Source organism: Streptomyces sp. NPDC058291, from assembly GCF_042880855.1.
GTDB lineage: Bacteria > Actinomycetota > Actinomycetes > Streptomycetales > Streptomycetaceae > Streptomyces.
Map to the genome: position 1 here is coordinate 21,908 of NZ_JBHVYK010000045.1, position 15,169 is coordinate 37,076.

14 protein-coding genes are annotated in these 15,169 nt (G+C 71.5%); 8 read left to right on the forward strand and 6 right to left on the reverse strand.

Features of this window, described 5'->3' with window-relative positions:
* Both ACFVYK_RS22450 and ACFVYK_RS22455 read right to left on the reverse strand, forming a co-directional pair.
* The gene (locus tag ACFVYK_RS22450) at nt 1–102 is read right to left on the reverse strand and encodes a hypothetical protein (RefSeq protein ID WP_389776794.1); all 102 of its coding nucleotides are present in this window, start codon (nt 100–102) and stop codon (nt 1–3) included.
* A gap of 263 nt (nt 103–365) precedes the next feature.
* Nucleotides 366–1,517, reverse strand: coding sequence for an NADH-quinone oxidoreductase subunit D (locus ACFVYK_RS22455; protein ID WP_389776720.1), 1,152 nt, complete (start codon nt 1,515–1,517; stop codon nt 366–368).
* 31 nt (nt 1,518–1,548) lie between these two features.
* Between ACFVYK_RS22455 and ACFVYK_RS22460 the strand changes: the two genes are divergently transcribed.
* Together ACFVYK_RS22460 and ACFVYK_RS22465 are read left to right on the forward strand one after the other, a co-directional pair.
* Nucleotides 1,549–2,052: a PH domain-containing protein gene (locus ACFVYK_RS22460; RefSeq protein ID WP_389776722.1), complete on the forward strand. Its 504-nt coding sequence runs from the start codon at nt 1,549–1,551 to the stop codon at nt 2,050–2,052.
* Nucleotides 2,049–3,473, forward strand: a complete 1,425-nt coding sequence (locus ACFVYK_RS22465; protein WP_389776725.1) for a PH domain-containing protein — start codon at nt 2,049–2,051, stop codon at nt 3,471–3,473. The genes ACFVYK_RS22460 and ACFVYK_RS22465 overlap by 4 nt, the downstream gene beginning before the upstream one ends.
* Before the next feature lie 25 nt (nt 3,474–3,498).
* Here the strand turns inward: ACFVYK_RS22465 and ACFVYK_RS22470 are convergent, their stop codons facing one another.
* Together ACFVYK_RS22470 and ACFVYK_RS22475 are read right to left on the reverse strand one after the other, a co-directional pair.
* Nucleotides 3,499–5,184, reverse strand: a complete 1,686-nt coding sequence (locus tag ACFVYK_RS22470) for a hypothetical protein (protein ID WP_389776727.1) — start codon at nt 5,182–5,184, stop codon at nt 3,499–3,501.
* 238 nt (nt 5,185–5,422) lie between these two features.
* Complete coding sequence (locus tag ACFVYK_RS22475) at nt 5,423–6,550, reverse strand: alpha/beta hydrolase (protein ID WP_389776729.1); 1,128 nt, start codon at nt 6,548–6,550, stop codon at nt 5,423–5,425.
* Between the two features lie 235 nt (nt 6,551–6,785).
* Here ACFVYK_RS22475 and ACFVYK_RS22480 point away from each other — a divergent pair, with 235 nt between their 5' ends.
* The 6 genes from ACFVYK_RS22480 (at nt 6,786) to ACFVYK_RS22505 (ending at nt 12,128) form a co-directional block, all read left to right on the forward strand.
* Nucleotides 6,786–8,597: a phosphatidylglycerol lysyltransferase domain-containing protein gene (locus ACFVYK_RS22480; RefSeq protein WP_389776731.1), complete on the forward strand. Its 1,812-nt coding sequence runs from the start codon at nt 6,786–6,788 to the stop codon at nt 8,595–8,597.
* A 139-nt stretch (nt 8,598–8,736) separates the two neighbouring features.
* A complete protein-coding gene (gene folP / locus ACFVYK_RS22485; protein WP_389776734.1) occupies nt 8,737–9,723 on the forward strand; it encodes a dihydropteroate synthase in 987 nt (328 codons plus the stop codon).
* Entirely contained in the window at nt 9,720–10,232 is a 513-nt protein-coding gene (locus ACFVYK_RS22490; RefSeq protein ID WP_389776736.1) for a nuclear transport factor 2 family protein, read from the forward strand. Before folP ends, ACFVYK_RS22490 begins: the two co-directional genes overlap by 4 nt.
* Nucleotides 10,233–10,590: 358 nt before the next feature.
* Nucleotides 10,591–10,950: a dihydroneopterin aldolase gene (folB, locus tag ACFVYK_RS22495; RefSeq protein ID WP_256907223.1), complete on the forward strand. Its 360-nt coding sequence runs from the start codon at nt 10,591–10,593 to the stop codon at nt 10,948–10,950.
* Nucleotides 10,947–11,558, forward strand: a complete 612-nt coding sequence (gene folK, locus ACFVYK_RS22500; protein ID WP_389776739.1) for a 2-amino-4-hydroxy-6-hydroxymethyldihydropteridine diphosphokinase — start codon at nt 10,947–10,949, stop codon at nt 11,556–11,558. Before folB ends, folK begins: the two co-directional genes overlap by 4 nt.
* 84 nt (nt 11,559–11,642) lie before the next feature.
* The gene (locus tag ACFVYK_RS22505; RefSeq protein ID WP_389776741.1) at nt 11,643–12,128 is read left to right on the forward strand and encodes a DUF3180 domain-containing protein; all 486 of its coding nucleotides are present in this window, start codon (nt 11,643–11,645) and stop codon (nt 12,126–12,128) included.
* Nucleotides 12,129–12,204: 76 nt separating this feature from the next.
* Here the strand turns inward: ACFVYK_RS22505 and folE are convergent, their stop codons facing one another.
* Together folE and ftsH are read right to left on the reverse strand one after the other, a co-directional pair.
* The gene (folE, locus tag ACFVYK_RS22510; RefSeq protein WP_389776743.1) at nt 12,205–12,810 is read right to left on the reverse strand and encodes a GTP cyclohydrolase I FolE; all 606 of its coding nucleotides are present in this window, start codon (nt 12,808–12,810) and stop codon (nt 12,205–12,207) included.
* A gap of 154 nt (nt 12,811–12,964) precedes the next feature.
* Entirely contained in the window at nt 12,965–15,004 is a 2,040-nt protein-coding gene (gene ftsH / locus ACFVYK_RS22515) for an ATP-dependent zinc metalloprotease FtsH (RefSeq protein ID WP_389776746.1), read from the reverse strand.
* Between the last annotated feature and the right edge of the window lie 165 nt (nt 15,005–15,169).

Here is a 15,169-nt window from a genome sequence, read left to right on the forward strand (position 1 = left end):
TCACCGCCCACGTCGCCCTGGACGCGTGCGCGGCGGCGACGGCACAAGGGCCGCCCGCCGCGCCCCACGCAGGTCCGTCCCACGCAGGTCCGTCCCACGCAGGTCCGTCCCACGCGCGTCTGCTCAGTCAGCGCGCCGCCCTGCACGCCCTGGGCGTGGCCGGCACCCGCCCACCGCTCGCGCTGGCCTCCACGGACCCCCCGGCGTACCTGCGCGCCCTGGCGGGCGCCGCGCAGGCCGCCGAGCTGACCGCCCGCGGCGGTCTGGGCGACTTCGGCTGGCTGCTCCAGCCGGTCGGGATCCCGGACCCGCTCGGCACGGGCGGCGATCAGGAGCCGGCCGCCGGCTGACCGCCCGCCGCCGCCCTACTTGTCGATGTCCCCCACGACGAAGAACATCGACCCCAGGATCGCCACCATGTCCGCCACGAGGGTGCCCGGCAGCAGCTCGGTGAGCGCCTGGATGTTGTTGAACGACGCCGAGCGCAGCTTCAGCCGGTAAGGGGTCTTCTCGCCCTTGCTGACCAGGTAGTAGCCGTTGATGCCGAGCGGGTTCTCGGTCCACGCGTACGTGTGCCCCTCGGGCGCCTTGAGGACCTTCGGGAGCCGCTGGTTGATCGGGCCGGGCGGCAGGTCGGCGAGACGGTCCAGGCAGGCGTCCGCGAGATCGAGCGCGTTGTGCGTCTGCTCCAGCAGGCACTCGAACCGCGCGAGGCAGTCGCCCTCGGTCCGGGTCACCACCTTCAGCGTGTCCTGCAGCTGCCCGTACGCCAGGTACGGCTCGTCCCGGCGCAGGTCGAAGTCGACGCCCGAGCCGCGCGCGATCGGACCGCTCACGCCGTACGCGTGCACGTGCTCCGGCGCGAGGACGCCCACGCCGCGGGTGCGCCCGCGGAAGATCTCGTTGCCGAGCACCAGGTCGTCGTACACGTCCAGACGGGAGCGCACGGCGGCGACGGCCTCCCGCGCGCGGGAGGTCCAACCGGCCGGCACGTCCTCCTTGAGGCCGCCCACGCGGTTGAACATGTAGTGCATGCGTCCGCCGGAGACCTCCTCCATGACGTTCTGCAGCACCTCGCGCTCACGGAAGGCGTAGAAGACCGGCGTGATGCCGCCCAGCTCCAACGGGTAGGACCCGAGGAACATCAGGTGGTTGAGCACCCGGTTCAGCTCGGCGAGCAGCGTGCGCGTCCACACGGCCCGCTCGGGGACCTCCATGCCGAGCATCCGCTCCACCGCGAGGACCACGCCCAGCTCGTTGGAGAACGCCGACAGCCAGTCGTGGCGGTTGGCCAGCATCACGATCTGGCGGTAGTCGCGCGCCTCGAACAGCTTCTCCGCACCCCGGTGCATGTAACCGATCACCGGCTCCGCGTGCCGGATGCGCTCGCCGTCCAGCACGAGCCGCAGCCGCAGCACGCCGTGCGTGGAGGGATGCTGAGGGCCGATGTTGAGCACCATGTCGGTGCTCTCCGCGGCACCGCCGATCCCGACCGTGGTCTCCGTCGTAGGAGTCATGGCGACAGTCTCCCTTACGTACGCTGGCCCCATGGAGACGGGGAGCCCGGGGGGCGCGGAGACGGCGGCGGTCGCACCGGTGTGGAGCGGGCTGCCGCCGGGGCTGTTGCGGATGCGGCGGCTGTTGCTGGTGGTGTGGCTGGGACTGGCGGCCGTCGGCGTCGGCCTGCTGCTCGGCCTGCTCGTCGGCCCCGCGTGGGCGGCGTTCGCCCTGCTGCCCGTGGCGGGCGTCGCCTGGGGCTGGGTGCTGCTCGCCCGCAACTGGCGCTCCTGGCGGTACGCCGAGCGGGCCGACGACCTGCTGATCAGCCGCGGGGTGCTCTGGCGGGAGGAGACCGTGGTGCCGTACGGGCGCATGCAGCTCGTCGAGGTCACCTCCGGCCCCGTCGAGCGGTACTTCGGGCTGGCCGGCGTCCAGCTGCACACCGCGGCCGCCGCGACCGACGCGACCATCCCGGGCCTGGAACCGGCCGAGGCGGAACGGCTGCGCGACCGGCTCACCGCCCTCGGCGAGGCCCGATCGGCGGGACTGTGACGACCCCGGGCGTCGAGGACGACGTGCCGGACGGCCCTCCCGTGCCGGCCGCCCCCGGCGAACCGGCACGGCCGAGACCTCCCGACGTACCCAAAGCACCCGACGCCCTGGAGCCGCGCCTCCAGGGGCCCGTCGTCGAACGGCGGCTGCATCCCGTCACGCCGTTCCGGCGGGCCTGGGCGCCCATCGCCGTCATCGTCGGCTGGGCGGTGCACGACCCGAACCAGGCGCAGGAACAGTTCACGCGGCTGACCACGACCACCTTGCTGATCGCGCTCGCCGTCCTCGTCCCCGCGGCCTCCCTGTACGGCTTCCTGACCTGGTGGTTCACCCACTTCGCGGTGACCGACAGCGAGCTGCGCATCCGCACCGGCCTGCTGTTCCGGCGCGCCGCGCACATCCGGCTGGAACGCATCCAGGCGATCGACGTCAGTCAGCCGCTGCTGGCCCGGATCGCGGGCGTCGCGAAGCTCCGGCTCGACGTCGTCGGCGCCGAGAAGAAGGACGAACTCGCCTTTCTGGGCGAGGAGGAGGCCCGGGCGCTGCGGGCCGAGCTGCTCGCGCGGGCCGCCGGGTTCGCACCGGAGACGGCGCACGAAGTGGGCGAGGCGCCCGCGCGCGAGCTGTTGCGCGTACCGGCGGGCAAGCTCGCGACGGCGCTGGCGCTGACCGGCGCCACCTGGGGAGCGCTGGCCGCCGCGCTCGTCGTGCCGCCGGTGCTGTGGCTGGCCACCCACAGCGTGTGGACGGTGCTGGCGACCGGCGTGCCGCTGCTGGGCGCGGCGGGCGCGACCAGCGTGGGACGGTTCGTCGGCGAGTACGACTGGACGGTCGGCGAGTCGCCGGACGGCCTGCGCATCGACCGCGGACTGCTGGACCGCACGCACGAGACGGTGCCGCCCGGGCGGGTGCAGACGGTGCGCATCGTCCAGCCGCTGCTGTGGCGCCGGCTCGGCTGGGTGCGCGTCGAACTGGACGTGGCCGGCTCCGCCAACTCCGTGCTCGTGCCGGTCGCTCCGCGCGAGGTGGCGCAGGCCGTCGTCGCGCGCGTGCTGCCGGGGGCGAGCGTCCCGGCCGCGGACTCGCTGTCCCGCCCGCCGCGACGGGCCGGACGGTGCGCGCCCGTGTGGTGGCGGGGCCACGGGATCGCCGTCACCGACGCGGTGTTCGCCGCCCGGCACGGGCTGCTGCGCCGGAGACTGGCGCTCGTGCCGCACGCCAAGGTCCAGAGCGTGCGGCTGACGCAAGGTCCCTGGCAGCGCCTCTGGCGGCTCGCGGACGTCCATGTGGACACGGGGGCCGGGAAGACCGTCACAGCCCGCCTGCGGGACGCACAGGAGGCGGCGGAGCTGCTCCGGAGCCAGGCCGAACGATCACGGACCGGACGCCTGGACGCCCGGTCCGACCGGTGGATGGCTTAGACGGCGCGGAGCGCGGTCGTCGCGGTCACGAGACGGCGCTGCGCAGCCCCTTGAGGTCGATGTGCTCCGTCTCGTCGTGCGCGGTCAGGTCGATCACCTGGCTCACTCCGCGCGACGCCTCGTCCGCCGGCTTGAACTCCGCCTCGGACTCGGCCTTGTGCAGGGCGAGAGCCTCCTGACCGACGACGTCGGCGAGGTCCTCGTTCTGCACCGCCTCCAGCGCGTCGGGCTCCGCGTCGCTCTGCGTGCCGAAGAAGTCGAAGCCCCCCTCGGCGGTCGGCCGCCGTACGGGTTCGGCGGCCGGTACCACGGCCACGGCGGTCGGCACGGCGAAGTGCCCGGAGGGACGCTGCACCCGCGTGGCCGGACGTCGGACGACGGCGCCCGCCTCGGCGGCGGCAGCGGGCTCGGCGACGGCGGCGGCCCCACGGCCGGGGCCCGAGCCGGGACCGGGGTCGGGATCGGGGTCGAGTTCGGGGTCGAGTTCGGGCTCGAGGGGCGGCTCGGGACGCGTGGCCCGGACGTCGTCCGCCACCACGGTGAGGGCGGCCTGCGCCGGAACGGCGGTACGGCCGGCCTCGTCCCAGGCGGCCTCACCGTGCGAAGCGATCGCGTCCACGGCGGTTCGCCGCGACGAGGACTCGCCCGCCGCGTCCGCGCGCGGGGCGGCGGAAGCCTCGTTCCCCGGCGTCGCGTCCTTCGAGGCCGCGTCCGTCGTGGGTGCGTCCGTCGGGGGAGCCTCCCTCGGGGGCGCCTCGTCGGCGTACTCACCCTCGGCCGTCCCGTCGTCCTCGGCGGCCGTGCGAGGGGCGGCCGCGCGCGCGTGCTCGTCGACCGCCGCGGGCTTCCCCAGCGCCTCGTCCTCCTGCGCGGCCTCCGCGGAAGTCGCCCGCGCGGGCCCTTCGTCGGCAAGGCTGTCCGGGAGGTCCTGGTCGCCGGCGAGCTCCCCAACGGCGGCCTTGACGCCATCGCCATCGCCATCGGCGTCCGCGTCGAACCGCGCGAGGGCCGCCTGCGCACGCAGGAACAGCTTCGACCCCTGCGGCGAGAACACGGCGGACGTCCTCGGACCCTCCTCACCGGCCTCGTCCGTCATGTCGGTCTGGTCGAACTCGTCGTCCGCGTGGGCCTGGTCGGCCTGGTCGGCCTGCTCGGATGCGGAGGACTCGGACGTCGCACTCGCCTCCGTCGACTCCCGAGCCCCGCCCTCGGCCGCCCCGCGCGCGGCGGGCAACGCGGGGGACGTGGGCGACGGAGCCGCCTCTATCTCCAGCAGTCGGCGGCCTTCCAGGGCGCTGGCCCGCTCGGTCTCCGCCGTGGCGTAGCGGCGCAACAGTGCGGCGTGCTCGTTGCGCAGGCCTGCCAGTTCGGCCCGCTTGGCCCGCAGCCGCTGCTCCAGCTTGACCCGCAGTTCGCGTGATTCGTCGAGGTCGCTCTCCAGCTCGGCGACGCGTTCCTCGAAGCGCCACTCGTCACCGGCCCGCGCGCGCGTGAGGTCGGCTACCTGCTTGCCGGCCTGCACGTCCCAGTGGCGCATCACGACCGCGCCGACGATCGCCGTCACCGCGGCGGCCGCGGCCAGCACCCGCAGCGCCGTCGGATCCGTGAACACCCAGGGGCCCAGCGCGCAGACGAGGGAGACGCCTGCGATCGCCGAGGGGGGCAGCAGCCTGTGCAAAGGAGGGGAATGGCGGTGACGTCCTCGTGGCATGGCCAGAAACTTACCGCGCGTAGGCGATTGTTGGCGCCCCGCCCCACAAAAACACAGCCATAACGAAGCCTTCACACTGCATCAGGAAACAGAGTTGTCGCCGAATTCGACAGGAGCAAGATCATTTCCCGCTGAGGCGGGACCCCGAGGGACGAGGGCCGCCGCCGCGCCCACCCTCGCCCCGCCCCACATGCGCATCCCTGTCCGCGTCCGCGTCCGCTTCCACGTCGGCATCCGCTCAGCGTTCGCTCAGCCGACCGCTGATCCACTGCAGCGTCGGGGGGATCTCCCGCCGCCAGGTGTTGAAGTTGTGCCCGCCGCTTTCCAGGATGATCGAGGAGATCCTGGTCCTGTCGGTGGCCTTCGCCAGGTCAATGAACTTCTGCGTGGCCTTGTAGTTGGATTCTCCGACCTTGCTGCTGGTGACCAGCAGGGAGGTGGCTGGAGCGGAACGATTCTTCAGAAACCAGAGCAGATCCGCCTCTTTGCGCAGCGTCTTGTTCCCGTGGAAGAGGTCTCCGGTGGTCGGGTCGCTCGGCGCCTTGTAGTACGCCGACAGACCCGCGGCCGCCGCGTAGGCCTCCGGATGGTGCATCGCCAGCTTCAGCGCGCAGTACCCGCCCGTTGAGTCCCCGATGATGCCCCAGCTGCCCGCCTTCCTGCCCACCCGGTAGTGGGCCGCCACGGCCTCCGGCAGATCCTTGGCGAAGAACGACTCGGTCTGCGGGCCGCCCGGGATGTCCACGCACTCCGTGTCCCTCGGCGGCGCCACCGTCGGACGCATCATCACCAGGATCATCGGCTGCATGCTCCCGTCCCTCGCGAGCTGCCGCGCGGTGCGCGGGTAGTGCAGCTTGTCGACGAGCGCCTCCGCCGTGCCGGGGTACCCCGTCAGGACCACGGCCGCCGGGAACGTCCGCGTGCGGTAGGCGGGCTCGAAGTACTCCGGCGGCAGATACACGTACGCGGGCGTGCTGATGTGCGTCGTGCGCCCGTTGACGGCGACCTTCTGGACCTGGCCGCCGACCTGCGGCCGTCCGCTGCTCCCGGCGTCCACCCGCCGCGTGTCGACCACCCTCAGCGGTCCCGCCGGGGCGCCGCCCGCCGCATGGTCGACGACTACGCCCTGATCCGTCTCCTGACCGAACAGGTCCGCCCAGCTGGCGTAGAAACCGAACGCCTGATTGGCGGACAACCCTATGGACGCGAAGAGTGCCAGTTGTGTGGCCAGCAGCAGCCCGACCCGTGCGCCGACGGCCCGCCAGCTCCGCGCGGCCAGCCTCGGCCACAGCCAGACCGTGCCGACGAACAGCAGTAAGGCGAACAACACTGACAGCAGCAGCACTTTGTTGCTCGTGAGACCCATGCGGTGGTTTCCTGCCTGCTCTCCGTCCGGGACCGCACCCGCTCCCCCGACTCCTTTGCGGGGGCTTGTCCCGGACTTTCCTTCGCCTTTTCCGTTGCTTTGGCGAGATGAGTGAACCTCTCTCCCCAAGACACCGTCCTAGAGGGCGCAATGTCGCCGGATGCCCGAATCGGCACCGGGTCCAAGGTCTCTCGCGGAACTACGGGATGCGATGTCTGTCACGGAAGATGCGGAAATGTCGGGCGGGGTTCCGCGCCGATCAAGCCGGGTGCGGCGGATAGTGCGAGGTCCGCGCCCTGAGGCCGTTCCCGCCCTCGTCGCGAGGGCCTGCGCCCTCGTGGGCCTGCTGGATGTCGCCGGGGGCGTCTTCCCGCGCTTCCGGCACAGCCGTATGCACACCTTCGCCGAGGTGCTCCCGGGCTCGTTCGGGCCGTTCGCGGCCGCGCTGTCGCTCAGCGCCGGCGTCCTGCTGCTGCTGCTCGCCCACGGCCTCAAGCGCGGCAAGCGGCGCGCCTGGCGGGCGGCGGTGGTGCTGCTCCCGGCCGGCGCGGTCGCCCAGTTCGTGTACCGCCACTCGATCGTGGGCGCGCTCATCTCGATCGCGATCCTGGCGCCGTTGCTGCTGCATCGCGACCAGTTCGCGGCGCTGCCCGACCCGCGCAGCCGCTGGCGCGCGCTCGCCAACTTCGTCCTCATGGGTGCCGGTTCCCTCGGTCTGGGGCTGGTCATCGTCAGCGTCCACCCCAACCGCATGATCGGCGACCCGAGCCTGGCCGATCGCCTGACGCACGTCCTGTACGGCCTCTTCGGCTTCGAGGGCCCGGTCGACTACCAGGGCAACACCTCCTGGACCGTCGCCTTCTCCCTGGGCGCGCTCGGCTGGATCACCGCCGTCACCACCATCTACTTCGCCTTCCGCCCCGAACACCCCGCCGCCCGCCTCACCGAGGAGGACGAGAGCCGCCTGCGGGCCCTGCTGGCCAAGCACGGCCGCCGCGACTCCCTGGGCCACTTCGCGCTGCGCCGCGACAAGGCCGTCGTCTTCTCCCCCAGCGGCAAGGCGGCCGTCACCTACCGCGTCGTCTCCGGCGTCATGCTCGCCAGCGGCGACCCCATCGGCGACGTCGAGGCCTGGCCCGGCGCCATCGAACGCTTCATGGACGAGGCCAAGGCCCACTCCTGGACCCCGGCCGTCATGGGCTGCTCCGAGACCGGCGGCGAGGTCTGGACGCGCGAGACCGGCCTGGACGCCCTCGAGCTGGGCGACGAGGCGGTGGTGGACGTGGCGGATTTCTCCCTCGCCGGCCGCGCGATGCGCAATGTGCGCCAAATGGTCAAGCGCATCGAACGCGCCGGTTACGAAACCCGGGTCCGGCGCGTGGGTGACCTCGGCGAAGCCGAACTGGAACGCATCCGACGCGCCGCGGAGGACTGGCGCGGCACCGACACCGAGCGCGGCTTCTCCATGGCCCTGGGCCGCGTCGGCGACGCCTCCGACGCCGACTGCCTGATCGCCACCGCCCACAAGAGCGACGAGGTCCCCGGCGAGTACGGCGACCTCAAGGCGATCCTGCACTTCGTGCCCTGGGGCCCCGACGGCGCCTCGCTGGACCTGATGCGCCGCGACCGCTCCGCCGATCCCGGCATGAACGAGCTGCTCATCGTCGCCGCCCTCCAGGCCGCCCCGAAGTTCGGCATCACGCGCGTGTCGCTCAACTTCGCCATGTTCCGCTCCGCCCTCGCCCGCGGCGAGAAGATCGGCGCCGGCCCCGTCCTGCGCGCCTGGCGCGGCCTGCTCGTCTTCCTCTCGCGCTGGTTCCAGATCGAGTCCCTCTACAAGTTCAACGCCAAGTTCCAACCCCGCTGGGAACCCCGCTTCGTCGTGTACCGCGCCTCGGGCGACCTCCCCCGCATCGGCTTCGCCGCCATGCAGGCCGAGGGCTTCGTCACTCTCGCCCTCCCCCTGCCCCGCTTCCTGCGCCGCCGCTCCGCACCGGCACGCGCGTGTGCGCACACCGTCGCGGACAGAGACGTACGGGCCGCGTAACCGGGCGGCGTTGCCGGTCCGCCGCCGACCGGACCCGGGCCGACGGGTGCGGCCCGGGCGAAGGCCGTGCCGTGCGGCCCCGCGCGTTGCGCCCGGGCCGCACCACGGCACGGCTCCGGGCTGGGCCTACGCTGAACGCATGAGCAAGCAGAGCGGACGCGCGCGCGTCGTCGGTCTTCCCGCATGGGACCGTTGCGCGGTCATGGGAGTCGTCAACGTGACCCCCGACTCCTTCTCCGACGGCGGCCGCTGGTTCGACACGACGGCGGCCGTCAAACACGGTCTGCAGCTCGTCGCCGAGGGCGCGGACCTGGTCGACGTCGGCGGCGAGTCCACCCGCCCGGGCGCCACCCGCGTCGACGAGGCCGAGGAGCTCCGCCGCGTCGTCCCCGTGGTGCGGGGCCTCGCCTCCGAAGGCGTCGTCGTCTCCGTCGACACCATGCGCGCCACCGTCGCCGCCCAGGCCCTCGCGGCCGGCGCCGCCCTCGTCAACGACGTCAGCGGCGGCCTGGCCGACCCGGCGATGATCCCGGCCGTGGCGGACGCGGGCGCCCCCTTCGTCGTCATGCACTGGCGGGGCTTCCTCGACGGCGGCAACGTCAAGGGCGTCTACGCCGACGTCGTCGCCGAGGTCGTGGACGAGCTCCACGCGCGCGTGGAGGCCGTTCTGGCGGGCGGCGTCGCCCCCGACCGCATCGTCGTCGACCCGGGCCTCGGCTTCTCCAAGGAGGCCGACCACGATGTGCTGCTCCTCGCCCACCTGGACCGGCTGCACGCGCTCGGGCACCCGCTGCTGGTCGCCGCCTCCCGCAAGCGGTTCCTCGGCCGCGTGCTGGCGGGCCCGCAGGGCGCTCCGCCGCCCGCACGCGAGCGGGACGCCGCCACCGCCGCCGTCTCGGCCCTCGCGGCCCACGCCGGCGCCTGGGCGGTCCGGGTACACGAGGTCCGCGCGACGGCGGACGCCGTACGGGTCGCGCGAGCCGTGCAAGGGGCGCGCGAGGAGAACGGCACGCCGGGCGCAGGCCCACCCGGCCGGGCGCGGACGACGCCGAACCCACCCGGAGCGGGAAGCGCGGACGAAGCGCCGACCCCGTCCGGCACGCCCCGCGCAGAGGGAGCCCGGTGAGCGCCCCCCACACCGACGTCGAGCAGGTCGAAGCCGCCAACGCCGCCTTCTACGAGGCACTCGAACAAGGCGACTTCGAAGGCGTCTCCTCCGTCTGGCTCAGCCCCGCCGACCTGGGCGTGGACGAGACCTACCACGATCCCGCGGACGTCGGCGTCGTCTCCTGTGTGCACCCCGGCTGGCCGGTGCTCACCGGCCGGGGCGAGGTCCTCAGGTCCTACGCGCTGATCATGGCGAACACCGACTACATCCAGTTCTTCCTCACCGACGTGCACGTCTCCGTCACCGGCGACACCGCCCTGGTGACCTGCACCGAGAACATCCTCAGCGGTGGCCCCGCCCCCGAGGACGGCGAGGAGCTCGGACCGCTCGTCGGGCAGCTGGTGGTGGCCACCAACGTGTTCCGCCGCACCTCGGACGGCTGGAAACTGTGGTCGCACCACGCCTCCCCGGTCCTGGCCGAGAACGACGACGCGGAGAGCCCCGAGGACGAGGACGCCCCGTCCTGAGGAAACCCTCTTTCTTTTGCGAGCCGGACCCGAGGCGACCCTTCATGGGAACACCTGTTCCGCGGGACACCCGTAACGGGGCGGATGGACGGACCGCGACGGGGCAGCAGGCCTTCAGGCAGCCCAGAGGGACGAAGAAGTGGTTGGAATCACGAACTCACGGGTAGGGGCGGCTACCAACCCGTGAGCCGCCGGGTTCCTCCAGGGAAACACCCGGTGAAAACTCCCGGATCCGGCGCGGGCCACCGCGGCGGGAGCCCGGGACTGTCAGTGCTCACAGGTAGATTCGTTCGAGGCCGAGCCGCCGCCCGCACCCGGAAGGCACCGGCCCCAACCGACGATTGCAGGAGTGATTCGCGTGGATCGTGTCGCGCTGCGCGGCCTGAAGGCCCGCGGGTACCACGGCGTGTTCCCCAAGGAACGCGAGGAGGGCCAGACCTTCATCGTGGACCTCGTCCTGGGCCTGGACACCCGACCGGCCGCGGCCGACGACGACCTGGCGAAGACCGTGCACTACGGCATCGTGGCGGAGGAGGTGGTGGCCGTCGTCCAGGGCGAGGCCGTGGACCTCATCGAGACGCTCGCCGAGCGCATCGCCCAGGCCTGTCTGAAGCACGAAGGGGTCGAGGAGGTCGAGGTCTGCGTCCACAAACCGGACGCGCCGATCACCGTCCCCTTCGACGACGTGACCGTCACCATCACCCGGAGCCGAGCATGACCGCGTTCTTCACCGAGGGACAGAGCGACCCGACCGTACAGCCGGTACCCGCCTCCGTCGTCGAGAAGGTCGACGCCGCCGACACCACCCTGCACAACCCCCAACGGGCCGTGATCTCCCTCGGCTCCAACCTGGGCAACCGGCTGGAGACCCTCCAGGGGGCCGTCGACGCCCTGGAGGACACCCCCGGCGTCCGCATCAAGGCCGTCTCCCCCGTGTACGAGACGGAGCCCTGGGGCGTCGAGCCGGGCAGCCAGCCGTCGTACTTCAACGCGGTGGTGCTGCTGAAGACGACACTCCCGCCCTCCTCGCTCCTGGAACGGGCCCACGCGGTCGAGGAGGCGTTCCACCGGGTACGGGACGAGCGCTGGGGCGCGCGCACCCTGGACGTCGACATCGTCGCGTACGCCGACGTCGTCGACGACGATCCGCACCTCACCCTCCCCCACCCCCGCGCCCACCAGCGCGCCTTCGTGCTGGCGCCCTGGTACGACGTGGAGCCCGAGGCACAGCTGCCCGGCCACGGCGCCGTCGCCGCCCTCCTCGACACCCTCACCCGCGAAGGCGTGGAAGCGCGCAAGGACCTGGAACTCCACCTGCCCGACTAGTCGTTAAGGTCAAGCAGAAAGGTCAACAGGACCACTGCCCGCGAGATCTTCCTGCCGCGGGCTCGGGGGAGCTGAAGGGACACCGTGAGAGAGCTGCGCATCAGGGTGCTGGCCGGCGTGTTCGTCGTGGCCGGGATCCTGTCCTGGGCGGGCGCCCGCCTGTGGAACTCGATCGGGACCCTGCCCAGCGTCCCGCTGGCCGCACCCATCGTCCTCGCCCTGATCGCCGTGGTGCTGACGGCCACGGCGCTCTCGCTGCGCGCCCGCCTCAAGGCCCAGCGCGAGCGGCGCCCCGAGGCCAAGGGCGTCGATCCCCTGATGGCGGCGCGTGCGGTGGTCTTCGGCCAGTCCAGCGCCCTGGTCGCCGCCCTGGTCTCCGGCATGTACGGAGGCACGGGCGTCTTCCTTCTGGAGTCTCTCGACATCCCCGCCCGCCGCGACCAGGCCATCTACGCCGGTTTCTCGGTCCTGGCCGGCATTGCGGTGATAGCGGCGGCCATCTTCCTGGAACGCGTCTGCAGACTCCCGGAGGACGACGACCACGAGAACGGCGCGGCCACACCGGCCTGAAAGGCGCACCCTGTCGCTGACAGGGTGCGCCATCACCACAGGTCCGGGGTGGCCGGGAGGGCGGCCCGGCGGAGTGTCAGCGGGCCATGATCAGGGCCATCGCCTCGTTCCGCGTCGCCGCGTCCCGCAGCTGTCCGCGGACCGCCGAGGTGATGGTCTTGGCGCCGGGCTTGCGGATCCCGCGCATGGACATGCACATGTGCTCGCACTCCACGACGACGATCACGCCCCGCGGCTCCAGAATGTGCATCAGGGAGTCGGCGATCTGCGTGGTGAGACGCTCCTGCACCTGCGGACGCCGGGCGTAGACGTCGACGAGGCGAGCGAGCTTCGACAGCCCGGTGATCTTCCCTGAGGTGGACGGGATGTAACCGACGTGGGCGACTCCCCGGAACGGCACCAGGTGATGTTCACAGGTGCTGAACACCTCGATGTCCTTCACCAGGACCATCTCGTCATGGCCGAGGTCGAACGTCGTGGTCAGCACGTCCTCGGGCTCCTGCCACAGGCCCGCGAATATCTCCCGGTAGGCGCGCGCCACCCGTGCCGGCGTCTGTCGCAGCCCCTCGCGGTCCGGGTCCTCACCGATCGCGAACAACAGCTCGCGTACCGCGTTCTCGGCGCGCTTCTCGTCGAAGTCGCCGACGGAACGATCGCCGTCCATCGTCACGGGGTCGGTCATGGGGGCCTCGTTCCTGTGCGGGTCGCTCGGGTGGTTACGCACCTCATCTGCGAGCCTACGAAATCGGTCATACGGAAAACGCCGCGCCCCCCAGGCTAGAACCTGGGGGGGCGCGGCATCCATTCCGGGCCAGGTGGGGCCTTCGGAGCCGGGATCAGCTCTCGGGGCGGTCCTCCGGGCTGGGCTCGGCGACCGGTCCGGTCTCGACCGCGGTGGACTTCGCGGTGGAGATCGCCGGCGTCGCGCCGTTGGCGCCGTTCGTCAGTGCCAGCTCCCGGGGGGAGAGCACCGGCGGACGGGTGGACGGCGTACGCCGCGAGGAGCCGGTCCAGGCGGGGCGTGCCGGGCGCTTGACGATGGCGGAGAAGATCTCGGCGATCTCCTCCTTGTTCAGCGTCTCCTTCTCCAGCAGCCGGAGCACGAGGTTGTCGAGGACGTCGCGGTTCTCGACCAGGATCTCCCAGGCCTCGTTGTGCGCGTTCTCGATCAGCTTCTTGACTTCCTCGTCCACCAGAGCGGCGACCTCTTCCGAGTAGTCGCGCTGGTGAGCCATCTCACGACCGAGGAAGGGCTCGGTGTTGTCGCCGCCGAACTTGATCGCGCCCAGCCGCTCGGTCATGCCGTACTGGGTGACCATCGCGCGAGCGGTGGCCGTGGCCTTCTCGATGTCGTTCGCCGCGCCCGTGGTGGGGTCGTGGAAGACGAGCTCCTCCGCCGCGCGCCCGCCCAGCATGTAGGCCAGCTGGTCGAGCATCTCGTTGCGGGTGGTGGAGTACTTGTCCTCGTCGGGGAGGACCATCGTGTAGCCCAGGGCACGGCCTCGGGACAGGATCGTGATCTTGTGGACCGGGTCGGAGTTCGGCGAGGCCGCCGCGACCAGGGCGTGTCCGCCCTCGTGGTACGCGGTGATCTTCTTCTCCTTGTCCGACATGATCCGGGTCCGCTTCTGCGGGCCCGCGACCACGCGGTCGATCGCCTCGTCCAGCATGTGGTTGTCGATCAGCTTCAGGTCCGAGCGGGCCGTCAGCAGCGCGGCCTCGTTCAGCACGTTGGCCAGATCGGCACCCGTGAAGCCGGGGGTGCGGCGGGCGACCGCGGCCAGATCGACGTCGGGCGCGACCGGCTTGCCCTTCTGGTGAACCTTGAGGATCTCCAGACGGCCCTGCATATCCGGACGGTCGACCGCGATCTGGCGGTCGAAGCGGCCGGGGCGCAGGAGCGCGGGGTCGAGGATGTCGGGCCGGTTCGTGGCGGCGATCAGGATCACGCCGCCCTTCACGTCGAAGCCGTCCATCTCGACGAGCAGCTGGTTCAGGGTCTGCTCGCGCTCGTCGTGACCGCCGCCGAGGCCGGCGCCGCGGTGACGGCCGACCGCGTCGATCTCGTCGACGAAGACGATCGCCGGGGCGTTCGCCTTGGCCTGCTCGAAGAGGTCACGGACCCGGGAGGCGCCGACGCCGACGAACATCTCGACGAAGTCGGAACCGGAGATCGAGTAGAAGGGGACGCCCGCCTCGCCGGCGACGGCGCGTGCGAGCAGGGTCTTGCCGGTGCCGGGCGGCCCGTAGAGCAGCACGCCCTTGGGGATCTTGGCGCCGACGGCCTGGAACTTCGCCGGTTCCTGCAGGAACTCCTTGATCTCGTGGAGTTCCTCGACGGCTTCGTCCGAGCCGGCGACGTCGGCGAACGTCGTCTTCGGGGTGTCCTTCGTGATGAGCTTGGCCTTGGACTTCCCGAAGTTCATGACTCGGGAGCCGCCGCCCTGCATCTGATTCATCAGGAACAGGAACACGACCACGATGAGGACGAAGGGGAGCAGGGACAGCAGGATCCCGACGAAAGCGTTCTGCTTCGTCGGCGAGACCGTGTACCCGTCCGGAATCTGCTTGTCCTGGTACTTGGTCTGCAGCGTGTTGGCGATGGTGACGCCCTGATCGCCGATGTAGCTCGCCTGGATCTTCGAGCTGCCCTGGATCTTTGTGCCGTCTTTGAGCGTCGCCTTGATGGTCTGCTCGTCACCGGTGGTGAGCTTGGCCGACTCGACCTTGTTGTCGTTGATCGCGGCAATGACCTGGCCGGTGTCCACCGTCTTGTAGCCGCCGGACGAGCCGACGACCTGCATCAACACGACCACGGCAAGGACGGCCAGCACGATCCACATGACCGGCCCACGGAAGTATCGCTTCACGTCCATCCATACGGAGCGGTGTCGCCCCGTCCCTCCTGCCATAGTGAGTTTGATAAGACAGTTCTTCTGACGGTACCCCAGCTTCGTCGCACGAAGCCGCACGGAGCGGCTGGCGCACCCGTCTGCATGCTCCAACGGCGCGAGGCCCGCCGGGGTTCCCGATCTTCGTAC

Coding starts and splice junctions, on each gene's coding strand:
- ACFVYK_RS22455 (WP_389776720.1), bottom strand. CDS start 1,517: ATGACTCCTACGACGGAGACCACGGTCGGGATCGGCGGTGCCGCGGAG.
- ACFVYK_RS22460 (WP_389776722.1), top strand. CDS start 1,549: ATGGAGACGGGGAGCCCGGGGGGCGCGGAGACGGCGGCGGTCGCACCG.
- ACFVYK_RS22470 (WP_389776727.1), bottom strand. CDS start 5,184: ATGCCACGAGGACGTCACCGCCATTCCCCTCCTTTGCACAGGCTGCTG.
- ACFVYK_RS22475 (WP_389776729.1), bottom strand. CDS start 6,550: ATGGGTCTCACGAGCAACAAAGTGCTGCTGCTGTCAGTGTTGTTCGCC.
- ACFVYK_RS22480 (WP_389776731.1), top strand. CDS start 6,786: ATGTCGGGCGGGGTTCCGCGCCGATCAAGCCGGGTGCGGCGGATAGTG.
- folP (WP_389776734.1), top strand. CDS start 8,737: ATGAGCAAGCAGAGCGGACGCGCGCGCGTCGTCGGTCTTCCCGCATGG.
- folK (WP_389776739.1), top strand. CDS start 10,947: ATGACCGCGTTCTTCACCGAGGGACAGAGCGACCCGACCGTACAGCCG.
- folE (WP_389776743.1), bottom strand. CDS start 12,810: ATGACCGACCCCGTGACGATGGACGGCGATCGTTCCGTCGGCGACTTC.
- ftsH (WP_389776746.1), bottom strand. CDS start 15,004: ATGGACGTGAAGCGATACTTCCGTGGGCCGGTCATGTGGATCGTGCTG.